This is a genomic window from Psychrobacter glacincola (assembly GCF_965118485.1).
Classification (GTDB): Bacteria; Pseudomonadota; Gammaproteobacteria; order Pseudomonadales; family Moraxellaceae; genus Psychrobacter; species Psychrobacter glacincola_D.
In genome coordinates this window covers 18,830-39,064 of the sequence record NZ_CBCPJH010000013.1, presented here as the reverse complement: position 1 = coordinate 39,064, position 20,235 = coordinate 18,830, and the positions used below count along the sequence as shown (strand labels likewise).

At 43.1% G+C, this 20,235-nt stretch carries 18 protein-coding genes; 8 read left to right on the top strand and 10 right to left on the bottom strand.

The window, feature by feature from the left end; all coding sequences use genetic code 11:
* Positions 1-7: 7 nt before the first annotated feature.
* Both ACMHKH_RS06760 and ACMHKH_RS06755 read right to left on the bottom strand, forming a co-directional pair.
* The gene (locus tag ACMHKH_RS06760; RefSeq protein WP_413519875.1) at positions 8-1,366 is read right to left on the bottom strand and encodes an efflux RND transporter periplasmic adaptor subunit; all 1,359 of its coding nucleotides are present in this window, start codon (positions 1,364-1,366) and stop codon (positions 8-10) included.
* A 510-nt stretch (positions 1,367-1,876) separates the two neighbouring features.
* Positions 1,877-2,806, bottom strand: coding sequence for a polyprenyl synthetase family protein (locus ACMHKH_RS06755; protein WP_413519910.1), 930 nt, complete (start codon positions 2,804-2,806; stop codon positions 1,877-1,879).
* Between the two features lie 675 nt (positions 2,807-3,481).
* Between ACMHKH_RS06755 and rplU the strand changes: the two genes are divergently transcribed.
* The 3 genes from rplU (at position 3,482) to lolA (ending at position 5,249) form a co-directional block, all read left to right on the top strand.
* Positions 3,482-3,793: a 50S ribosomal protein L21 gene (gene rplU, locus ACMHKH_RS06750; protein ID WP_413519874.1), complete on the top strand. Its 312-nt coding sequence runs from the start codon at positions 3,482-3,484 to the stop codon at positions 3,791-3,793.
* Between the two features lie 94 nt (positions 3,794-3,887).
* The gene (gene rpmA / locus ACMHKH_RS06745; RefSeq protein ID WP_193011160.1) at positions 3,888-4,145 is read left to right on the top strand and encodes a 50S ribosomal protein L27; all 258 of its coding nucleotides are present in this window, start codon (positions 3,888-3,890) and stop codon (positions 4,143-4,145) included.
* Positions 4,146-4,547: 402 nt separating this feature from the next.
* Positions 4,548-5,249, top strand: coding sequence for an outer membrane lipoprotein chaperone LolA (lolA, locus tag ACMHKH_RS06740; RefSeq protein WP_413519873.1), 702 nt, complete (start codon positions 4,548-4,550; stop codon positions 5,247-5,249).
* A gap of 94 nt (positions 5,250-5,343) precedes the next feature.
* Here lolA and scpB read toward each other — a convergent pair whose 3' ends face one another.
* From scpB to mrdA, 8 genes are all read right to left on the bottom strand, one after another.
* Entirely contained in the window at positions 5,344-5,904 is a 561-nt protein-coding gene (scpB, locus tag ACMHKH_RS06735; RefSeq protein WP_413519872.1) for an SMC-Scp complex subunit ScpB, read from the bottom strand.
* A 62-nt stretch (positions 5,905-5,966) separates the two neighbouring features.
* A complete protein-coding gene (locus ACMHKH_RS06730; protein ID WP_413519909.1) occupies positions 5,967-6,785 on the bottom strand; it encodes a segregation and condensation protein A in 819 nt (272 codons plus the stop codon).
* 168 nt (positions 6,786-6,953) lie between these two features.
* Positions 6,954-8,039, bottom strand: coding sequence for a tryptophan--tRNA ligase (gene trpS / locus ACMHKH_RS06725; RefSeq protein ID WP_413519871.1), 1,086 nt, complete (start codon positions 8,037-8,039; stop codon positions 6,954-6,956).
* Between the two features lie 139 nt (positions 8,040-8,178).
* Positions 8,179-9,270 carry a lipid A biosynthesis acyltransferase gene (locus ACMHKH_RS06720; RefSeq protein WP_413519870.1) on the bottom strand — a complete coding sequence of 364 codons (1,092 nt, stop codon included), beginning with the start codon at positions 9,268-9,270 and terminating at the stop codon, positions 8,179-8,181.
* Between the two features lie 298 nt (positions 9,271-9,568).
* On the bottom strand, positions 9,569-9,955 hold the full coding sequence (gene rpsI / locus ACMHKH_RS06715; RefSeq protein WP_413519869.1) for a 30S ribosomal protein S9: 387 nt from the start codon (positions 9,953-9,955) through the stop codon (positions 9,569-9,571).
* A 10-nt stretch (positions 9,956-9,965) separates the two neighbouring features.
* Positions 9,966-10,394 carry a 50S ribosomal protein L13 gene (gene rplM / locus ACMHKH_RS06710; RefSeq protein WP_413519868.1) on the bottom strand — a complete coding sequence of 143 codons (429 nt, stop codon included), beginning with the start codon at positions 10,392-10,394 and terminating at the stop codon, positions 9,966-9,968.
* 211 nt (positions 10,395-10,605) lie between these two features.
* Positions 10,606-11,295 (bottom strand): 16S rRNA (guanine(966)-N(2))-methyltransferase RsmD, encoded by a 690-nt coding sequence (gene rsmD, locus ACMHKH_RS06705; protein WP_413519867.1) that lies wholly within the window; start codon positions 11,293-11,295, stop codon positions 10,606-10,608.
* A gap of 30 nt (positions 11,296-11,325) precedes the next feature.
* Complete coding sequence (gene mrdA, locus ACMHKH_RS06700) at positions 11,326-13,338, bottom strand: penicillin-binding protein 2 (RefSeq protein WP_413519866.1); 2,013 nt, start codon at positions 13,336-13,338, stop codon at positions 11,326-11,328.
* Between the two features lie 640 nt (positions 13,339-13,978).
* Here mrdA and ACMHKH_RS06695 point away from each other — a divergent pair.
* From ACMHKH_RS06695 to ccmI, 5 genes are all read left to right on the top strand, one after another.
* A complete protein-coding gene (locus tag ACMHKH_RS06695; protein WP_413519865.1) occupies positions 13,979-15,316 on the top strand; it encodes a hypothetical protein in 1,338 nt (445 codons plus the stop codon).
* Positions 15,317-15,566: 250 nt separating this feature from the next.
* Positions 15,567-17,600 (top strand): heme lyase CcmF/NrfE family subunit, encoded by a 2,034-nt coding sequence (locus tag ACMHKH_RS06690; RefSeq protein WP_413519864.1) that lies wholly within the window; start codon positions 15,567-15,569, stop codon positions 17,598-17,600.
* Position 17,601: 1 nt separating this feature from the next.
* Positions 17,602-18,252, top strand: coding sequence for a DsbE family thiol:disulfide interchange protein (locus tag ACMHKH_RS06685; RefSeq protein WP_413519863.1), 651 nt, complete (start codon positions 17,602-17,604; stop codon positions 18,250-18,252).
* A complete protein-coding gene (locus ACMHKH_RS06680; protein WP_413519862.1) occupies positions 18,249-18,827 on the top strand; it encodes a cytochrome c-type biogenesis protein in 579 nt (192 codons plus the stop codon). The genes ACMHKH_RS06685 and ACMHKH_RS06680 overlap by 4 nt, the downstream gene beginning before the upstream one ends.
* A complete protein-coding gene (gene ccmI, locus ACMHKH_RS06675; protein ID WP_413519861.1) occupies positions 18,824-20,104 on the top strand; it encodes a c-type cytochrome biogenesis protein CcmI in 1,281 nt (426 codons plus the stop codon). The genes ACMHKH_RS06680 and ccmI overlap by 4 nt, the downstream gene beginning before the upstream one ends.
* Positions 20,105-20,235: the final 131 nt, after the last annotated feature.

The window sequence follows — 20,235 nt, the reverse complement described above, 5'->3', positions numbered from 1 at the left end:
AATGGAATTATTTGGCGGCTGATTTTGCAGCTTGCTGCGGTGTTTTTGCAGCAGCATCTTTTGCAGCAGCATCTTTTGCAGCAGGCGCAGGGTTTGGATTTTCTAATGGCTTCGCAACAACCTCTTGTTCAGGCTTCACTTTTGCGCCACCGATAATCACTACCTTATCGCCAGCTTTCAGACCGTCAGTGACCACCCATTGTCCTTTGTATGTGCCATTAACTGTAACCGGACGAACTTGGATTTTGTTGTTTTCATCGACGATATAAACTTGCGTTTCACTTTTAGTTGAGCGCATGACTGCACTTTGTGGGACGAGTGCCGCATTGGTAATCACGCTTTGCGTTAAACGGGCGCTGACATACATACCCGGTAATAAAATATTACTATTATTCGGGAAGACGGCACGCAAGGTCACAGCACCTGTCGACTCGTCTACTTTGGCTTCTGATAAGGCAAGCTCACCGCGTACGGCATACGTTGAGCCATCCTCTAATACCAACTCAACCGAGTTCATTCCTGCTTGTGCTTTGCCGGCAGAGATTTGCTGACGCAATTTTAGTAGCTCAGAAGAGGATTGACTGATGTCGACATAGATAGGGTCTAGGCGTGAGATAGTCACCAAAGGAGTAGGTTGACCCGCACTAACCAAAGTACCAGCAGTGACGCTAGAGCGATCACTACGACCTGAGATAGGGGCGCGTACAATAGTACGGTTCAAATCTAAAGTGCTTGCTTGTAAGCCAGCTTTAGCAGTTTGAATACCAGCTTTGGCACTTTCAATACCCGCTTGCGATTGACCGATAGCAGCATTGGCACTTTGTACAGCCGCTTGCGCAGTACGTACGGCAGTTTGCGCTTGCTCATATTGCTGCTTTGATATGGCATCAATAGCAACCAGTCCTTGCAAACGTTGCAAGTCGTTTTGCGCTTGTGCTAGTGATGCTTGGCGGCTTGCCAAATCTGCTTTGGCGTTGGCGTTATTGGCCACAGCCGTTTGATAATTGGCTTCAGCTTGCGCTATTGCCGCCTGACCACTGGTAATAGAGGTGACGTAATTATCGGTATTGATACGGTATAAAGGTTGGTCTTTTTTGACGTTACTGCCCTCACGGAACAATACCTCGTCAATAATGCCGTTTGCTTGTGGGCGGACGTCCGCGGTTTGATAAGCTGTTGTGCGCCCAGCAAAAGTCTGTACTTGTGGTACGCTCTCAAGGGTGACAGTCTGAACGTTGACGACGGCGGGTGGCATCTGCTGCTGTGCGGCTTGACCAGCTGCTGCGTCCTCGTTTTTGTCACAGCCAACCAGTACAGCTCCAGATAGTACAGATGCTATTACAAGCGCAAGATAAGAGTGCTTCATCAATGTCCTCGGCAATATAAATATCATATAATAATTAATAGTGACAGTATAAAAAGTTTGTGGATACATCTTAACGTAAAGAATATAAAAAATAATATGCGTTTACCGTAATCAAAGTGTATTGACCAGTGAAGGCGCAATAACCGGATAAGTAAATTTAATTTAATAAAGGATTATAAACTATGGGGTATACCCCACAGTCAAGGCACAAAAAACGGTTTTCCTAAGAAAAAACCATCTATAGACCCTATGAATTCTTAGAAACCGTTGTAAAAACAAGCGTTACAGCAAGAATACAAGATAAATGCTATAGTGGGATACCAGTAATAACATTGTTAAATTTTGTTTATTTGAAAGAAATTGAGGTGCACCATTAAGAAAATGATACACAAATACAGTAGAAGAAGAAGCTGTACAGAAAAACTGTGCTTTAGCAATACTTAAGTATAAATGCTATTACGGTCTGACTAAAAGCTAAGTAATAATTCATCTAATATTTACTTTGCGAAGTTATAACAAGCGTGCGCTTGCAAGTTCAGTCAATTGATATAAGCCTTGACGATAGCGATTGTCAGGTAGGCTACTCAGCGCTTGTTGCGCAAACCTAGTTTCCTCTAAAGCGCGCTGTTTGCAATAATCTAGCGAGCCTGAGTGACGTACCAAGTTAATAAGCTGTTCTGCATTGGGTGTTTTGCCCGTTTGCACGGCAATACGTAGCTGCTCGTAACCTGCCTTATCTGTATCTTTTAATAATTCAAGCGCTTTAATCGTTGGTAGAGTCGGTTTACCTTCTGCCAAATCATCGCCAAGGTTCTTACCCATCAGCTCACTATCGCCACTGTAATCAAGCACATCATCGACAATTTGAAAAGCATTACCAAAGTGCTGACCAAAATCTGCTAAGGCTTGTAAGTGCTGCGTCTGACCTTGCAAAATTGCAGCCCCTTGAGTTGCCATCATAAATAACCGTGAAGTCTTACCATCGATAATATTTAGATAGTCTTGCTCAGTTGCTTGAGGGTTATGCTGATGCTGTAGTTGTAGCACTTCACCTTCTGCAATGTCACAAGTACCATCTGAGAATACTTGCAATAGTGGCAAGCTTTGAAAGCCTACCAATAAGTTAAAGGCGCGGGCAATCAGGTAGTCACCGACCAAGACAGCTGTCGCATTATCCCAAGTCGCGTTCGCAGTTGGCTTACCACGGCGTTGCCCTGATTCATCAATTACATCGTCATGGACTAGCGTTGCGGTATGCAGCATCTCAGTAATCGCCGCCAAATGCATCGCTTGCTCTGACGGTTCATCATTAAGCATACGCGCGCATAATAGCGTAATCAATGGGCGCATACGTTTGCCGCCCGCATTGATAACGTGCTGTGACACGCTCATTACTAGTTGGACTTTGGAGTTTAAACTACCAAAAACCTGTTTGTCCATAATCTCAAAATCATTAGCAACAATGCTTTGGATATCAGCATAGCTTGGCGCTGTTGATAAGTTGATGGATGGCGTAGTAGATAATGGAACGGCAGCGTTAAATAAAGAAGTACGGGTCATAGTGAATAATCATACCAATTAAAATAAAGAAGGTTTTAATAGCTGTTTATAGTCATGCTATCGTTTTATGCATAATAGCATAGCTATATAGGTAAATTGTTGATTTAAATCTAGCAAAACAGTAGCTTTTGCTTGCTATTTAATACTATCTTGCTCGATTTAAAGAGGTAAGACTTACACTCCTACTCATTAGAATCTATTTAAGTAGCGGTTAAATCAACAATAATTTATTAACAATGACTGCGTATGTACAAAAAACTGTAAGTATTTGATTAGATAAGTTATAATGGCCGCTGTTGGATTTTAACCCTTATTCTTGCTTGTTATTAGGCGGTCGATATTAACTGTGTTATACATAACGCTGCTTAATCAATGACATTATGCCTGATATGGGCATAGAATTTTGGTATTACCACCAACCAAAAACAAGAGTATCGGCTTGCTTTTATGAGCAAAAAGCCGTAGAATCTTGCCTTTAATTTTTCCCTGTCGTGTTCGTCGTCGAAGCGTTGGTATGATATCAGCCACGGCACACGGGTTAAACGGAGTCATACAATGTACGCAGTAATCAAAACTGGTGGTAAACAGCACCGTGTAGTCGTCAATGAGTTGCTTAAAGTTGAACTACTTAAAGCAGAAACTGGCTCTACGATCAAATTCGAAGACGTGTTGATGATTGTTGATGGTGAAACTGTCAAAATCGGTCAGCCTATCGTTGAAGGTGCTAGTGTTGAAGTTGAAGTAGTTGAGCATGGTCGCGGCGAAAAAATCCGTATCGTCAAGCACAACCGTCGTAAGCATTACCACAAAGAGCAAGGTCACCGCCAATGGTATACCTTGTTAAAAATCAAAGCGATTAATGCTTAATTAACGATTATCAGTTTACTGATAACTAATAACGCACTAAAAGCTTAAGAGTTATCGCATTAGCGATAAGTCACATTAACAAGGAGATTTTCTCATGGCACATAAAAAAGCTGCCGGTTCAAGCCGTAACGGTCGTGATTCAAACCCAAAAATGCTGGGCGTAAAAATCTTCGGTGGTCAAACCATCGTTGCTGGTAACATCATCGTTCGTCAACGTGGTACAGAATTCCACGCCGGCGAAGGTGTTGGCATGGGTCGTGACCATACTTTATTTGCACTAAATGACGGTGTGGTAAAGTTTGCGACCAAAGGTAAGTTTAATCGTCGTTATGTGATGGTTGAAAGCGCCTAGTTGCCCATCTGAATTGTTTTAATAGCTAAAACGATTCGATGACTAAAAAAGCCCTTATTACCGTTTGGTAGTAGGGGCTTTTTATGCTTGGTCTTTAAGCTTATTTGCTATGCCTATAAGGTACTGATGTATCATCTAAAATATTAGATTAAAGTCTATCTGTATCATTTCACATATCATAAATACTATTTATTACTGTACAAGATTTTCGGTTACAAGCGCGTATGCCCGTGGTAGCAATGATTGCAAATCATGTCTAGGCGCGTAATAAAAAAACTGGCACACTGTCTTCATTGTTTTATTACATCAATTTTTTAGGTGCAATAAACATTTACCGAAAACAAAAATTTGATAGAACGTTTTATTTTTTATGCTATTTTGCATTTTAAGAGAGGATTTATAATGACTTTATTAACCAATCAATCGAATAAACAGACGACAACTTTAAAACAAAAAATGATGGGTGGCGCGTTAGCAGGTGTCTTAATGACGACGCTTGGCGTTGCAGCACCTATAATAGCATTAACTCAATCAGCGCAAGCGGCACCGGCTACCAATTTAACAGCAGCCAAAAATCTAAATAAGCTGTTGACCAAGACTAAAAGCATGACGGCTAATTTTAGCCAAACTACTAAGGGCGCTAACAGCGGCACGTTTAGCGGTACTATGAGTATGCAACGTCCAAACAATTTCCGATGGGAAACCAAATCACCGTCAGAGCAGCTGATTGTGGCAAATGGTAGCTCGATGTGGGTTTATGATAAAGATTTGGAGCAAGCCACCAAACAGAACGTCGATAGCCAAGTAGGCAATACACCAGCGCTACTATTGTCAGGTGACCCAAGTAAAATTGATAAGAATTTTAAAATCACTCAGCCATATGCCAATAAAAACTACTATGTGCTGTATCCAAAATCTGACAGTGCTAGCTTTAAGAGCTTATCAATGAGCTTTAGCGGTGGTAAGCCTGTAATGATGGTACTCAATGACAGTTTGGGACAAACCACAACGATTAAATTCAGTGGTATTAAGATGAACCCGAGCATTGCTAGCAGCCAATTTAAATTTACACCACCAAAGGGTGTTGATATCATTAATCAGTAGGACTGATCAGCGTTTTATTGATTAAGCTGATTCATTAAAACAAAAAAAGGACACGCCTAAATGGTGTGTCCTTTTTTATGGTATAAATTTTTTTCTAAGAAGCTGCTCTTATGGCATTTATATCTGGCATCGGTGGTAGCTCATCTAAATGGTTCAAGCCAAAAGCATCTAAGAATTGCGAAGTAGTATGCAACAATGCTGGTCGCCCTAAAGTATCTTTATAACCCTTCTCTTCAATCCAACCTTTATCAAACAGTTGACGTAATATGTTGCTAGATAACGTCACACCGCGTACATGCTCGATGTCACTGCGTGTTACGGGCTGCTTATAGGCAATAACGCTTAACGTCTCAAGCAACGCTTGGCTGAGACGTTCTTGCCGTTGTGGGAAGACTTGCTGAATTAAAACACTATAATCATCAGCAATTTGCAAACGATAGCCACTGGCAGTTTCATGTAAGCTTAATACGCCTGAATCTAAGCGTTGCTTTAGTAATGCCAACGCTTGATTTAAGGTTTTGGTTGTCAATGATAGATGCTTTTTTAAACTAGCAGCAGTCAAGGGTGCCTCTGATGCATGCAGTAGCACTTCGATATGTTTGCTTGTTTGATTAAGAGACATCAAGTCCTCTGTGGTATCACCTTTGTATGCCATTACAGTGTTATCTTCTTAATTTTGGTGGTTTTACATTAGATAAGTTATTGAAATAGTGTGGATTATGCTAGCCATTCTAGGGTTAATTGCCCAAGAGTATCGTATAGAATAGTAGAGGTGTCATTAAGGCTGTTATTATCGATATGACTGTCTACATGGCTATTAACCACACCAATCAGTTGCCGCTTCATCAGCTCGAGCACGGCGACAAAGCTGACGACCACACCTATTTTACCTTGTGTCTTATCTAGCAGCTCATAAAAGGAGCGAGCACCCTCAGTGCTTAATTGCCGACTGATACTGGCAATCCGATCAGAAAGAGGAACAGCATCGACTTTGATGGTATGCATTTGATAATCGGGCTGCAATTGCATTTTAAACAAACTGTCAATTAACAGATTTGGTGAGTAGTTTGGCAACTGCGCATTCATAATATCTTGGCTTGGCATACTAACCATCGCCAAAAATACATCACGCTCCAGACGAACCAAATTATCTAAGCGCTGACGGGCAGCTTTGATTTGTGCGTATTCTTCAAGGCGCTCAATCAGCTCAGCTTTTGGGTCACGCTCATCGGTAGGCGTTTCTGGCTTAGGTAATAGCAGCTCAGTTTTGATGGCAATCAAGGTTGATGCCATCAGTAGATAATCACCTGCTAATTCAAAATGCTCAGTATCTAATTCATTAATATAAGCCAAATATTGCTCTGTAATAGGCAATATCGGCATTTGGGTTAAATCAACATTGTTTTTTTTGACCAGATATAACAAGAAATCTAATGGTCCAGCAAATTGCTCAAGCCAAATGGCAAAGGCTTGCGGCGGTACATACAGATCATCTGGCAAATGCTGCACTGGTGTCTGATAAATACGTAGAGACATGTCGTTAATCTCTGAGTTATCTTTGATACCTTTAGAGTCATTATTATTTAGCAATACAGACGCTTGATAAGCGCCTGTAAACAACGCCGCTTTTGATGCAGCGACTGGTTTATGCTGTGGCTCAGTTTCCACGTTCAACATCCGTCTTAGTTTGTAGCCAGAAAATGATTATTTGAGTTTGGCAAGTGGACGAATACCAATAGCGCGGCGAGTTTTATCTAGTTGCTTACGACTGTGGCGACGGGCTTTGTCTGCCCCCATCTGTAATATTTCCTCTAGCTCTTTTGGATTGGCCATTAGCTCTTCGTAACGTGCGCGAAATGGGGCAACTTCTGCATTGATTTTGTCAAACAATGCTTGTTTTGCATCGCCCCAGCCAATACCAGCGGCAAACTGCGCACGCATGTCGGCGATTTCAGTAGGCGTTGCAAAGGCTTTATAAATCTCAAAAATAGCAGAGTCATCAGGGTCTTTTGGCTCAGCAGGTAATTGCGAGTTGGTGACAATTTTCATAATTGCTTTATGCATCTGTTTTTCAGCGCTAACTTGTGGATTTAGCTCACCAAATAGCGGAATGGTATTGCCATAGCTCTTGCTCATCTTACGACCATCAAGACCCGTTAGTAATGGAATATCGTCATCTACAACTGCAGATGGTAGGGTAAAGAGGGTTTTATAGCGATGATTAAAGGTGCCAGCAATGTCACGAGCCATCTCGACATGCTGAATTTGATCGCGACCAACAGGCACATGCGTGGCGTTAAACATTAAGATATCTGCTGCCATAAGCACTGGATAGCCAAACAACCCCATATTGATACCTTGATCAGGATCGACATCTTCTTTTTTCATATTGATATCGACTGCCGCTTTATAAGCATGGGCACGATTCATTAAACCTTTGGCGCATGAGCAATTTAAAACCCAAGCAAGCTCTGGTATTTCTGGTACATCTGATTGACGATAAAAAGTCACACGCTCAGGATCAAGACCACAAGCGATCCAAGTAGCAGCAATGGCTTTGGTAGATTCATGAATAATGGTAGGGTCATAGCAGCCGATAATGCCATGATAATCAGCTAGAAAGAAAAACGCTTCATCGTCACTATTTTGAATAGATTGAATGGCTGGACGAATCGCGCCAACGTAATTACCCAGATGTAGGGTACCGGTAGGTTTAATACCGGTTAAAATACGTTTCGCTTGTGTAGAAGTATCAGAAACTTGGCTATCAGGGTGGTTGTTGTTACTCATGAAAAATCCGTTATTTATTTATAAAAGTTTTGTTTATCAAATTATTATCAATGTAGGATATTTGTATGCTGGTAATAGCACAAAATATAAGCTGCAAAGTATAGCAAATTTTTTCGGCAGTTTTCTTGGGAATAAAAGCCTACTTATAGATGTCAGTACGGCCATTAGGACCATTTTTAAAGCGGCGATGAAACCACATCCACTGAGTTGGATCAATACGAATCAATCCTTCTAACACTTCATTGACACGAGTTGCGTCAGCTACTTCGTCATTACTTGGATAGTTCTTTAATTCCGGAGTAATGGTCAAATGATAATGTGGGCGTTTGCCACTTGGCAGATTGTCTGGCGTTTGTCGATAGGTATGTAGTGCCATGAGTGCTGGGGGATGCGCTTCGTCGCCCAATTTAGCCATACGTCGTGATGCCGTAATAGTGGCTGCTGGTACACCAAAGAAGGGCGCCATGACGCCTTGTTTAAGACCATAGTCTTGGTCAGGTGAGTACCAAATCACGTGTCCAGCTTTAATCGACTCGACAAAACTACGCATATCTCTACTGGCTATTTGCTTACTAAGAATACTAGTACGACCATTATAAATAAACCAATCAAGTAACGCATTATTCTGTGGACGATACATACCGTCCATCGGGAAGAACTGGGTACAGAGCATACCGCCTAGATCGAGCATCGTATAATGCGCACCTAATAAGATGACCGCGCGACCCTCATTTTGTGCATTAATAAGATGCTGTAATCCTGAAATAGACACTGTACGGGTAAATACATTGGGACGGAACCAAGCACACAGCGTTTCAAACACCCCAATCCCTTGATTGACAAACACTTGCTTTGCCATCAGCTCACGCTCAACTTCCGGCTTTTCTGGAAATGCCAGCTTAAGATTAATCAAGGTATCACGGCCGCGTGAGCCTACCACAGTATAAATAAGAATACCGAGCTTACGACCTAGCCAAAATTGCCAACGTAGGGGTAGATAAACCAGCGGCACAATGATGGCAATGAGTAACCATATACCCCAATATTTAGGCATTAGAAACTGCCATTGAAAGGGCTTTTTTTCTACAGGTGCTGTGCGCTTATGATTTTGGATAATCGTCGGCATACCAGTAGGTATGGCTGGTGATTTAACAGGCTGCTGAATCGTCGGATTTGGCATGCTGTCTTTTGCAGCTGCTTTACTGGGATCGTATTGTTCAGGCGCTTTCATAAGATGATTACTAATGATGACAAGTTATGATTATGATGGGGTAGTCCGTGAGACTTTGCAAGGTAATTTATGCTATGTGATGGCAGATTTTCAGTTCAGATAGTTGGATATAATAATTGGTTTTAATAAAAATTATTATCTTTATAAGGCTATTAGGAATAAAAACTTTCATGCATAAAAAAACCTTATAAGCTGTGACCAGCTTATAAGGTTTTGCAAATCTATTCTTATATTTAATACTGTAACTGTTGCTCTGAGATAAAGACAACGGCTGCAAAAATATAAGCGATAGCTTTGATTAACGTTTTGAGAATTGTGGACGTTTACGTGCTTTACGTAGGCCCAATTTCTTACGTTCAACTTGACGTGAGTCACGAGTAACAAAACCAGCTGCTTTTAGAGCAGGTTTGTTGGTTTCGTCAAGCTCAATCAATGCACGCGTAATGCCGTGACGGATTGCGCCAGCTTGACCACTAATACCACCACCTTTTACAGTGATGTAAAGGTCATAAGCAGTAGGTGTGTCAAGTAATTCTAAAGGCTGACGAACAACCATGCGCGAAGTTTCGCGGCTAAAATACTCATCAAGTGGTTTGCCGTTAACAACAATAGCACCAGTACCTTTCGCTAGAAAGACACGAGCGGTAGAAGTTTTACGACGACCAGTTCCGTAATTGCGTTCCATAAGTGTATCCTTAGATGTCTAGTTCTTTAGGTTGCTGAGCTTCATGTGGATGATCGGTACCCGCATAAAGTTTTAGCTTCTTGATCATTGCATAGCCAAGAGGACCTTTAGGAAGCATACCCTTAATCGCTTTGTGTAGAACATCTTCAGGCTTATGTGCAATCAGCTTCGTGAAGTTGGTTTCTTTAATACCACCTGGGTAACCACTGTGACGATAGTATTTTTTATCTTGCGCTTTTTTACCCGTTACCGCGATTTTTTCTGCATTGATGACAACAATAAAATCACCAGTATCTACGTGTGGAGTATAGCAAGTCTTATGCTTGCCACGTAAGCGTGTAGCGATTTGAGTAGCTAAGCGACCAAGGGTTTTGCCGTCAGCATCTACGACATACCAGTCATGGGTCACTTCAGCTGGTTTTGCACTAAGTGTTTTCATGATAAAACCTTAAAATTAGAATTCGTTGAGAGTTTAGCTGGGAACGGGGCTCTCAAAAAACAGACTGCACATTATAAGCAGTAGCGCCTACGCTTGCAAGCTGCATTGGGGTTTATTTTCGCCTTATATACATTAAACTGCAGCGTTGGCCAGTTTTTTAGCGGTTTTAAACATTGCTGAAACTTGTTAATGGCTTTTATTAACCTGACAATTATGACGATGAAAGCTGATAAAGTCCAGCGACAACTTGTCCAACTTTAGTCTGTTTTAAGCACTCGAAACTTAACAGCCCTTGCATAGTATCTGCTTCAGAGGCAGAGTCTTGATTAAGGCTTTCCGCCAATTGGCTTAATTGATCGGTTAAATCTTTATCAGCTTCTAGATAAATAAGTGTTTCTGTCGTGATTAATGACTGAGTAATGAGCGCCGTTAAAATGGGCTGCCATAAATCTTGTGCATAAGGGGGATCGATAAAAACGATATCAAAGGGGCGCGGCGTCAAATGGGTTTGTCGCAACACTTGCTCGGCTGACCCTTGAATAATTTGATGGCTATCGCTATCAATCCGTAATTGCTCGGCACTTCGGCGCAGCATCTGGCTTTGCAGGGCATTCATTTCAATAAAAGTGCAATGAGAGGCGCCACGTGATAAGGCTTCAAAGCCTAGTACACCGCTACCGGCACAGCTATCAAGCACATGAGCGTCATGAATATCGGCAATCAGCCAGTTAAATAAAGTTTCACGTAGCCGATCTGGGGTTGGACGTAGTCCTTCTGCCTCAACAAAACGCACAATACGGCGTTTGAACTGACCACCAATGATACGTACTTCACCGGCGGCAATGGGTTTTGCTTGTTGTTTTTTATTAGGCTTACGCACGCTTGAGGGCTTTTTCGTCATTTTCTGGTTGCCTAATTGATACTGAATATTTTACTCAGCGCTTGCTGTCGTTATCGCGGTTTGAGCGGGTTCTGTTTGTTTCGCTTTTCGCTTTTCTTTTGCTGCTTCTAGTGCCTTGTCTTCTTTATCACGTATGGCATCACGCATGGCTTTTTCGAACGCTTTTTGGCGTTTAATGACCTTTAGCTGATCATTAGTGGGTGGCAAAATAGGATTGGTTTCACGCTGCAAGACCCAGTAATCAAATAAGGCGCGCCCAATAGGCGCAGCGACCACACTACCACCACCGCCGTTTTCGACCAATACCGCTAGGGCAATTTGTGGGTCTTCTACTGGCGCAAAGCCATTAAACCACGCATGATCCCAGTGGCGCTTATCCAGCGCGGCTTTATTATAGCTTTTACCCTGTGCAATGGATTTTACCTGCGCGGTACCTGTTTTGCCGGCGATACGATAGCGCGGCGTATAGATACCACGCCCAGTACCGGCTTTGACCGTTTGCTCCATGGCATCATGCATCCGCAGCCAGTCAGATGGTTTGCCATTATAATCAATCTTGCCATCCGGTTTGGTAATGACATCGACTGCTGCTGCACCGTCGCTACTTTTTAGTAAATGCGGGGTAATATGATAACCTTTGCTCGCTGTCATCGCCGTCGCATTGGCAATCTGTAACGGCGTTGCTAAGAAATAGCCTTGACCGATACTGACGGAGATGGTTTCACCCGGCAACCAGCCCTTATCATAAGTATCTTTTTTCCATTGTGGTGAGGGCATAATCCCTGGTTTTTCATTAGGCAAGTCAATGCCAGTTTGTTCACCAAAACCAAATTTTATCATCCAGTCGTGAAAGCGCTGAATGCCCATCTCATAAGCCAGTTTATAATAATATGTATCCACCGACATCACGATAGATTTTTTGAGATCAACCGTACCATGTCCGCCTTTTTTCCAATCGCGAAAACGGTGTGAGTCACCAGGCAGGCTAAAATAACCTGGGTCGTAGATGGTAGTTTCCCAATTGCGTAGACCATAATGAATACCGCCTAAGCCTTCAAAGGGCTTAATGGTTGAGCCGGGTGGATAAGTACCTTGCAGCGCACGATTATAAAGCGGCTGATCCAAATCTTCACGCAAATCGCCATAGTCTTTAAACGAGATGCCGGAGATGAAAGGGTTCGGGTCATAACTTGGGTTGCTGACAAATGCTAATACGTCGCCTGTTTTAGGGTCTATCGCTACAATAGCGCCGCGTCGACCATCAAGCTGCTGCTGCGCCACGACCTGTAAGCCATAGTCTAAGCTTAAGGTAATGTCGTTACCAGCGATTGGTGCCTTGGTATCAAGTTGACGCAGGATATTGCCATGTGCATCGGTTTCTACCGATTGATAACCGGGTTGTCCGAGTAATATATTTTCATAAAAATCCTCAATGCCAATTTTACCGATCAGGTCAGTACCGGCATAACGATCCTTGTTTATCTGCTTGGATTCTTTATCGTTAATGCGTCCAACATAGCCAATAACGTGGGCGAACAACTCATCATAAGGGTAGGAGCGTGTAAGCTTGCTTTGGATACTGACACCGCGAAAGAAAGGTTTGCGTTCACTAAACTGTGCCAACTGTGCATCGGTTAAGTCAATCTTGATGGTTACCGGATCGTTTTTACTTCTACTCACCCGCGCCAAAATATCGGTGATATTTTCATCGGTCAAATCAAAGATAGGCGCCAGTAATTTTAAGGTACGCTCTGGGTCTTCCACTTCATCAGGGCTGAGCATAGCGGTGAAAACTGGCTGATTGTCAGCGAGAATGACGCCATTGCGATCATAAATATAGCCACGGCTTGGCGGTGCAGAAATCAGCTTAATGCGATTGTTGTCTGCTTGGGTCGTATATTTATCATGCGCAAAAACTTGCAAAAACCCATAACGTGCTATCAATGCGAGCAAACCTACAAACATCAACAATCCAAGGATGATAACTCGACTGGCAAAAATACGGTTGACCTGTTCGGTATCAGAAGTGATCGGTTTGTTCATATAAAGTTAATACCTAAACGGTCAGTGAGACAAGAAAGCAAGAAGATAGTAAAGGCTATATTGATAAAATTGTAGGCGACTATTAGCAAATGCCATGCAGGTAAAGCGAGGGGAGCATAAAGGATAAAATAAGCTAATTCAATAGCTTAGAAAGATAAAGGGCTAATATAATAGCAAAAATAATGCCGTTATATATCTACAAATATCTCGCAAACGATAACGACGAATTATAACAGATCAAAAGCGATGACGCAGTAGACAGTCATTTATTTTATCGCGGTTATGAAAGATGGCATTATGGTGCACGTTACTGTAGATAACAACGTATTTAATAACGCTTTTAACAACGTCGCTAATCACCAAGTAAAGGCTAAAGGCGTATCGTAAAATCGGCTATTGATACTAGCGCTGCGACTTTATCTTAAAGGTTTTCTGCGCCAAAGCAGCGCCCAAAACGTGTCATCTCTAGTCACAACTTGTCTAGGGTCTAACTGTGCGAATGGATGTCAAGTATGCTAAAATCAGTCGATTTATTTTGTAGTGGTTATTGGGGAGAGCACGCCTTATTGCTAAGCGTTCCTAATCTGCTAAAGATATTTGGTCAACATCGATCATCATCAAGGCAAGGATATATACAGTCATGGATGTAACTTCATTATGGCAAGCAATCGCTGAGCACCCTGAGTTTCTTGCCATGCTAACCATTCCACCAGTGACAGCATTTGTGACTTGGATTCATGTGTGGATGGCGCTTAAGATGCTGTTTTATCCGATTAAATTTCGCGGTATTCGCATCCCTAATTTTCCCTTTTTTGGACTACCGGGTCTTGGCTGGCAAGGTATTGTGCCAAGAAAGGCGGGCAAGATATCTGGCGTAATTGTTGATCAGACGTTATCTAAGCTTGGCTCGCTTGATGAGTTTTTTCAGGCGATGGAACCTGACCAGATGGCGGTGTTCATCACTGAGGCGGTCGATAAAAACCTTGAGATTTTGATCGATGAGATTATGCTCGATCATTCGCCAGCACTGTGGGGCAATCTGCCTTATGCGCTCAAGCGCCGTGTCTATGCCCAAGCGCATCAAGAGCTGCCGAGTATCATGCAATCTTTGGTCACTGACCTGACCTATCATGTCGAAGATTTGGTCGATATGCGCAAGATGATTGTCAATAAGATGGAAAGTGATCGTCGTTTGATGGTCAATATGTTCTTAAAAGTAGGACAAAAAGAAATCAATTTTATCTGGCACATCAGTGCTTTGATTGGTTTGCTTTTCGGTGTTATCCAGATGTTTATCTTCTTGGTCGTGCCGCAGCATTGGACCGTGCCGTTTTTTGCGGCTATTTGGGGCTTTTTGACCAATTGGATTGCGATTTGGATGGTATTTAATCCTGTAGAGCCGCATTATATTCGTTACTTAAAGTTCTTTGCGCTGCAGAGTCGTTTTCCCTTTATTAAACCGCAATTACCTCATATCGCTCGATATCGACTACAAGGTGGCTTTATGAAGCGCCAAGAAGAGGTCTCTGAGGTTTTCGCTGAGATTGTGGTCAAAGATTTGGTGACGCTTGAGAACATCATGAATGAGATGATGTATGGTGACAAGGCTATCGAAACGCGTGAGTTGATGAAATCGCATCTGTATAAAGTACTAGAGTCACCTGTGATTAATACCACCCTACGATTGGGGCTAGGTCGCCGCGAGTTCGGGCAATTAAAAAATACCATCATTGATAAGTCAATTGTCGCTACTATGGTGCCGCTACGCGACCCTGAGCTCAATGAGAGCCGTGCTAGTAAAATATTTGGGCTATTTCGTGACCGTATTCGTGCGCTGACGCCAGATGAATTCCAAAACTTATTACGTCCTGCTTTTCGTGAGGACGAGATGACGCTGATTGTGCTTGGCGGCTTAACGGGATTTTTGGCAGGTTGGTTACATTTGGTCCTGGTATTTTTCCCTTCTATGCAAGGCTAGAATGGTTTTCACACTCTTTCTACACATCGCATACAGAGTGGATACACAAATGTGACAAGTTAACGCTAATGTACCATGCTGTAAGCGTTACAAGCTATAATGGCTGATGGCGATAAGCAGTCAATGGTCGCAGCAGAAAATACTATTAGAAGATATCAGTAGTAACGCATATTGGATACTTTCAAATATCCTGACATATCAATCTCTAAAATAAACAATGACCGTATTAAGGTAAACAGGGTTAGACCGTATGTTAATCACAGAATTGGGTTATTTTGCCTTGCTCTCCGCCTTGATCTTGGCGATTTTGCAGGTGGTATTACCAACGATAGGCGTTATGCGCGACCATGTTGCTTGGCAGCGTCTAGCACCGAGTTTAGCGTGGGCGCAGTTTGCGGCCATGATTACCTCGTTTGGCGCATTGATGGCAGGCTTCTATTTTAATGACTTTAGTCTTGTCTATGTGTCGCAGCACTCTAATACTTTATTACCTTGGTATTATAAGTTATCAGCGACATGGGGCGGACATGAAGGCTCGCTACTGCTATGGATGACGATCATGGCAACGTGGTGTGCTTTGGTATCGTACTTTAGTCGCGGACTGCCACTGTCGATGCGCGCGCGTGTCCTAGTGATATTGGCTGGCGTGCAAATGATGATGTTGGCAATGCTTATTTTTACCTCGTCACCATTTGATCGTACTTTACCAAATCTGCCTGTCGATGGCGCTGACTTAAACCCCGTCTTACAAGATTTTGGTTTGATTATCCATCCACCGATGCTTTATATGGGCTATGTCGGTATGGTCGTGCCATTTGCCTTTTGTATGGCCGCGCTGTGGGAAGGGCGCTTAGATGCGGTCTGGACACGTTGGTCACGGCCTTGGGCACTCGCTGCATGGGGCTTTTTAACCGTTGGTATCGCACTGGGTTCGTGGTGGGCGTATTACGAGCTTGGTTGGGGCGGTTGGTGGTTCTGGGATCCGGTCGAAAACGCTTCGCTGATGCCTTGGTTAGCTGGTTTGGCATTGCTACATTCGCTTGCGGTTACTGAAAAGCGTGGTGTCTTTAAAGCATGGACAATTATGCTGGCAATTTTTGCGTTTGCTTTAAGCTTATTGGGTACTTTCTTAGTACGCTCTGGGGTTATTACTTCGGTACATTCTTTTGCCGCTGACCCCACCCGTGGTCTGGTTATTTTAGGGATTCTTGGTGTCATCATCGGTGGTGGTTTGCTGATGTTTGCGCTGCGTGGCTGGCGCTTGACCATTGAGAGTCAGTATCAGCTGGTTTCCCGCGAGTCATTTTTAGTGATTAATAACGTCATTATCTTGATTTCAACGTTAGTGGTATTACTTGGTACGCTATATCCTATTATTGCTGACGCCTTTAGCTTAGGTCAGGTATCCGTAGGCGCTCCTTATTTTAACGCCCTATTTGTGCCACTCACCTGGCTGCTGATGCTAGCGATGGGTATGGGCTCTAATATCCGCTGGAAAAAAGACAGTCGTCCGCTGTTAGGCGTTGGTATGGTCATTGCGGCAAGTAGTCTTATACTAGCCGCGGTTATTACCTACTTTGTTAGTCCATCTGCTATGCTCAATATTGGTGTGACGTTAGCAGTAAGTTTTTGGGTATTGTTTTGGATGGTGGTTGATTTCAAAGACAAAACCAAAAATGCACCAAGCTTCTTACAAGGTTTAAGTAAGCTGCGTCTAAGTTACTGGGGTCAGCAAACGGCACATATTGGCGTGATTGTAGCGGTTATCGGTGTTGCCTTCACCAGTACCTTAAGTATTGAGCGCGATGTGGCATTGAGTGTTGGCGAAACGGTCAATGTTCAAGGCTATGATTTTGAATTAACAGATTTAAGAGAGACTAGAGGCAGTAACTTTGATGCCACGCAAGCTGAGGTCACAGTAAGTAAGAAGAGCAAAAAAGTAGCGGTACTTCATCCTGAAAAACGGACTTACATCATCAGTACGATGCCGACAACTGAGGCGGCAATTAATGCAAGCCTTATGCGTGATCTGTATGTTGCACTTGGTGAACCTATCGCTGAGGGTAGCAATGAATGGGCAGTACGTATTTATGTGAAGCCATTAATTCGCTGGATATGGCTTGGCGCTATCATTATGGGATTGGGTGGTTTGCTGAGTATGCTAGATAGACGCTATCGTTTCAAAACAACCAAGACAGCTGCGAGTCAGTCAGGTTTTGCGACGGTTGCTGATTTAGATGTGAAAAACGCGACAGATGCTACGGCAATAATAGGGGAGAAATAAGATGACTCAGTCAGATAAACCTTCCCAACAAAATCCTGAGCAAAAGGGCAGTCAAACGATGAAAAAAAGCCAAATTAGAATATGGTTTTTGATTCCGCTGATCATCTTTGCTGCTGTTATGGTTATGCTTTATTTTCGTTTGGGACAGCCAACCGAAATCGTGACCAATACCGCACTTGAGCGTCCGGTACCAGCTTTTGAGCTACCGTTATTGTCCGATACCAGTCGGGTTATGACCAATGAAAACTTGCCTGATCAGCCGTTTTTGATGAATGTTTGGGGCTCTTGGTGCCCAACTTGCGTCATTGAGCATCCTTTTTTAATGCAGTTAGAGGAGCGCGGTGTCAATCTTGTAGGCGTTAACTATAAAGACGATATTGGTAATGCACTTGGTTATTTGAACCGAGGCGGTGATCCGTTTTCGATGTCTATTCAAGATTTGTCCGGTCAGTTTGCCTTGGACTTAGGGTTGACGGGTGCGCCTGAGACTTTCACTGTCGATGGTGAAGGCATTATTCGCCAGCACATTGTTGGTGAAATTAACGAGGGTAATTGGCAAAGCCGTATCACGCCTTGTTTGATGGTTTTGAATGAAGCCGATAAAAACGATGTTAGCCCTGACCCTCAGCAAGTTAAGGAGGCGTGCAAATGATTATGATGCCATTAACATCTATCACGAAAAATTTGGTAAGTTTAATAATCGCTTGCCTGTTTAGCGTATTAAGTATCAATGCTTATGCCGCCATTGACGTCTATGACTTTGACTCAGTACAGCAAGAAGCGCAGTATCGCGGTCTTATCGAAGAGCTGCGTTGCCCAAAATGCCAAAACCAAAATTTGGCAGGTTCTGATGCGCCGATTGCTCAAGACTTAAAGCAAAAAACCTACGATATGGTAAAAGATAGACGTAGTGATGGTGAGATTCGTGCCTATATGCAAGAGCGCTATGGCGACTTTATCACTTATAAGCCACCCGTACGTCCTTCGACGTGGATATTGTGGTTTTTCCCGCCATTATTATTGATTACATTAATTGCTGGCTGGTTTTGGCAAAGTAAGCGCAGGCAACGGACTGCTAGCGGTCAAAGTGGCATGATAGTAGAAAGCGCTGCTGCGTTATCAGCAGCAGAAAAAGCGGAGCTTGATCATCTGCTATCGCGTGCCAATTCTAATGATAGTATCACTAGAATGGACAATGACATCACAAGCATAGAGGACAAAAAATGACCCTATTTTCTACTTTTGGCTTATTTATTGCCCTAAGCTTATTGATTGCGCTGCTACTAGCACTCATCGTTATCATGCCATGGTTACGAGCGTCGCGCTTACGAGAAAATCCTGTCGACAATCAGCTGCTTGACATCAATATCGCCGTATTTCGTGAGCGTTTGATAGAGTTGCAGTCGGATAAAGACAATGGCACGATTGATGACACCCATTATCAAAATCAAAAAACGGAGCTTGAGCGTCAGCTATTGGATGCTCAGCGTGAAGTGACGCCTATGGTTGCACCTGGTATCAAAAGTCGTTTGATTATCATGGTATGGGTGCCAGTACTTGCAGGACTGGCTTACTTCTTAATCGGTGACCGTACACCTGTGTTTGACTTGTGGACAGCAGAAGATAAAGTTGCCCAAGTAGCCGATGATTTATTAACCGGCAAGATTGACCAGCCACCGGCTTGGGCGATTGAAGATGGCACGCAATTAATCAGCGCGATGCAGACCAACGTCTATCGCCATGCTGATGATCCTGATCGCTGGATGCGTTTGTCAGAGCTGTTCTTATCGTTGGAAGCGACCGATTCAGCGATTGAAGCTTTATCACGCGCTTACCGCCTGTCACCAGACAATGAAGAGATTGCGACCACTTATGCGCAGATTAGCTTTTTTGCCAATAAAGGTCAGCTTGATGCCAGTAGCCGCCGTGTATTACAAGATGTCCTTGCCAAAAATCCACAGCATGAAGGTGCGCAGATGCTAATGGCAATGGGTGAGGCACGTGGTAGTAACTTTGCGGAAGCGCAAGGTTGGATTAAGCGTTTACGTGAAAGCATTGCTGCTAAACCTGGTGACCATACTCAAGCTCTTGGTAGTCTTGACGAGCTGAGCGCCAATGTCACTGCGCAAGAACAGCAAGCATCGCAAGGTATTGAAGTCACCGTCTCTATTGATGCTGCCTTGTTGCCACTGGTTAAAGCTGATGATGTGTTGTTTGTAGCGATACGCGATGTTAAAGGCGGTCCGCCGTATGCTGCTAAGCGTTTACCGATTAGCATTATTAAGCAAGGTGAGGCAACGATTAGCCTAAGTGATTTGGATGCAATGATGCCAGAGCGTACGCTAAAATCTGCTCGCGATGAAAAAGTACAATTAGCGGTCATTGCTCGCATCAGTCATAGTGGTACGGCTACGGCGGAATCAGGCGATTTATCCGGCAACCCTGTGGTATTCAGCCCAGAGCAAAATCAAGTGAATGTTGATATTAATCAACAAGTTCCTTAATAAATAAGCATCACGCTATCAGCATATAGTAAGTGCGCGCCATCTGCCCATTTATGGCGCGCAACCTTCTCTAATGAACAGATAAGTCATCGTATCTTGCTGCATCAATACTAAAAATACTTGAGCTTTTG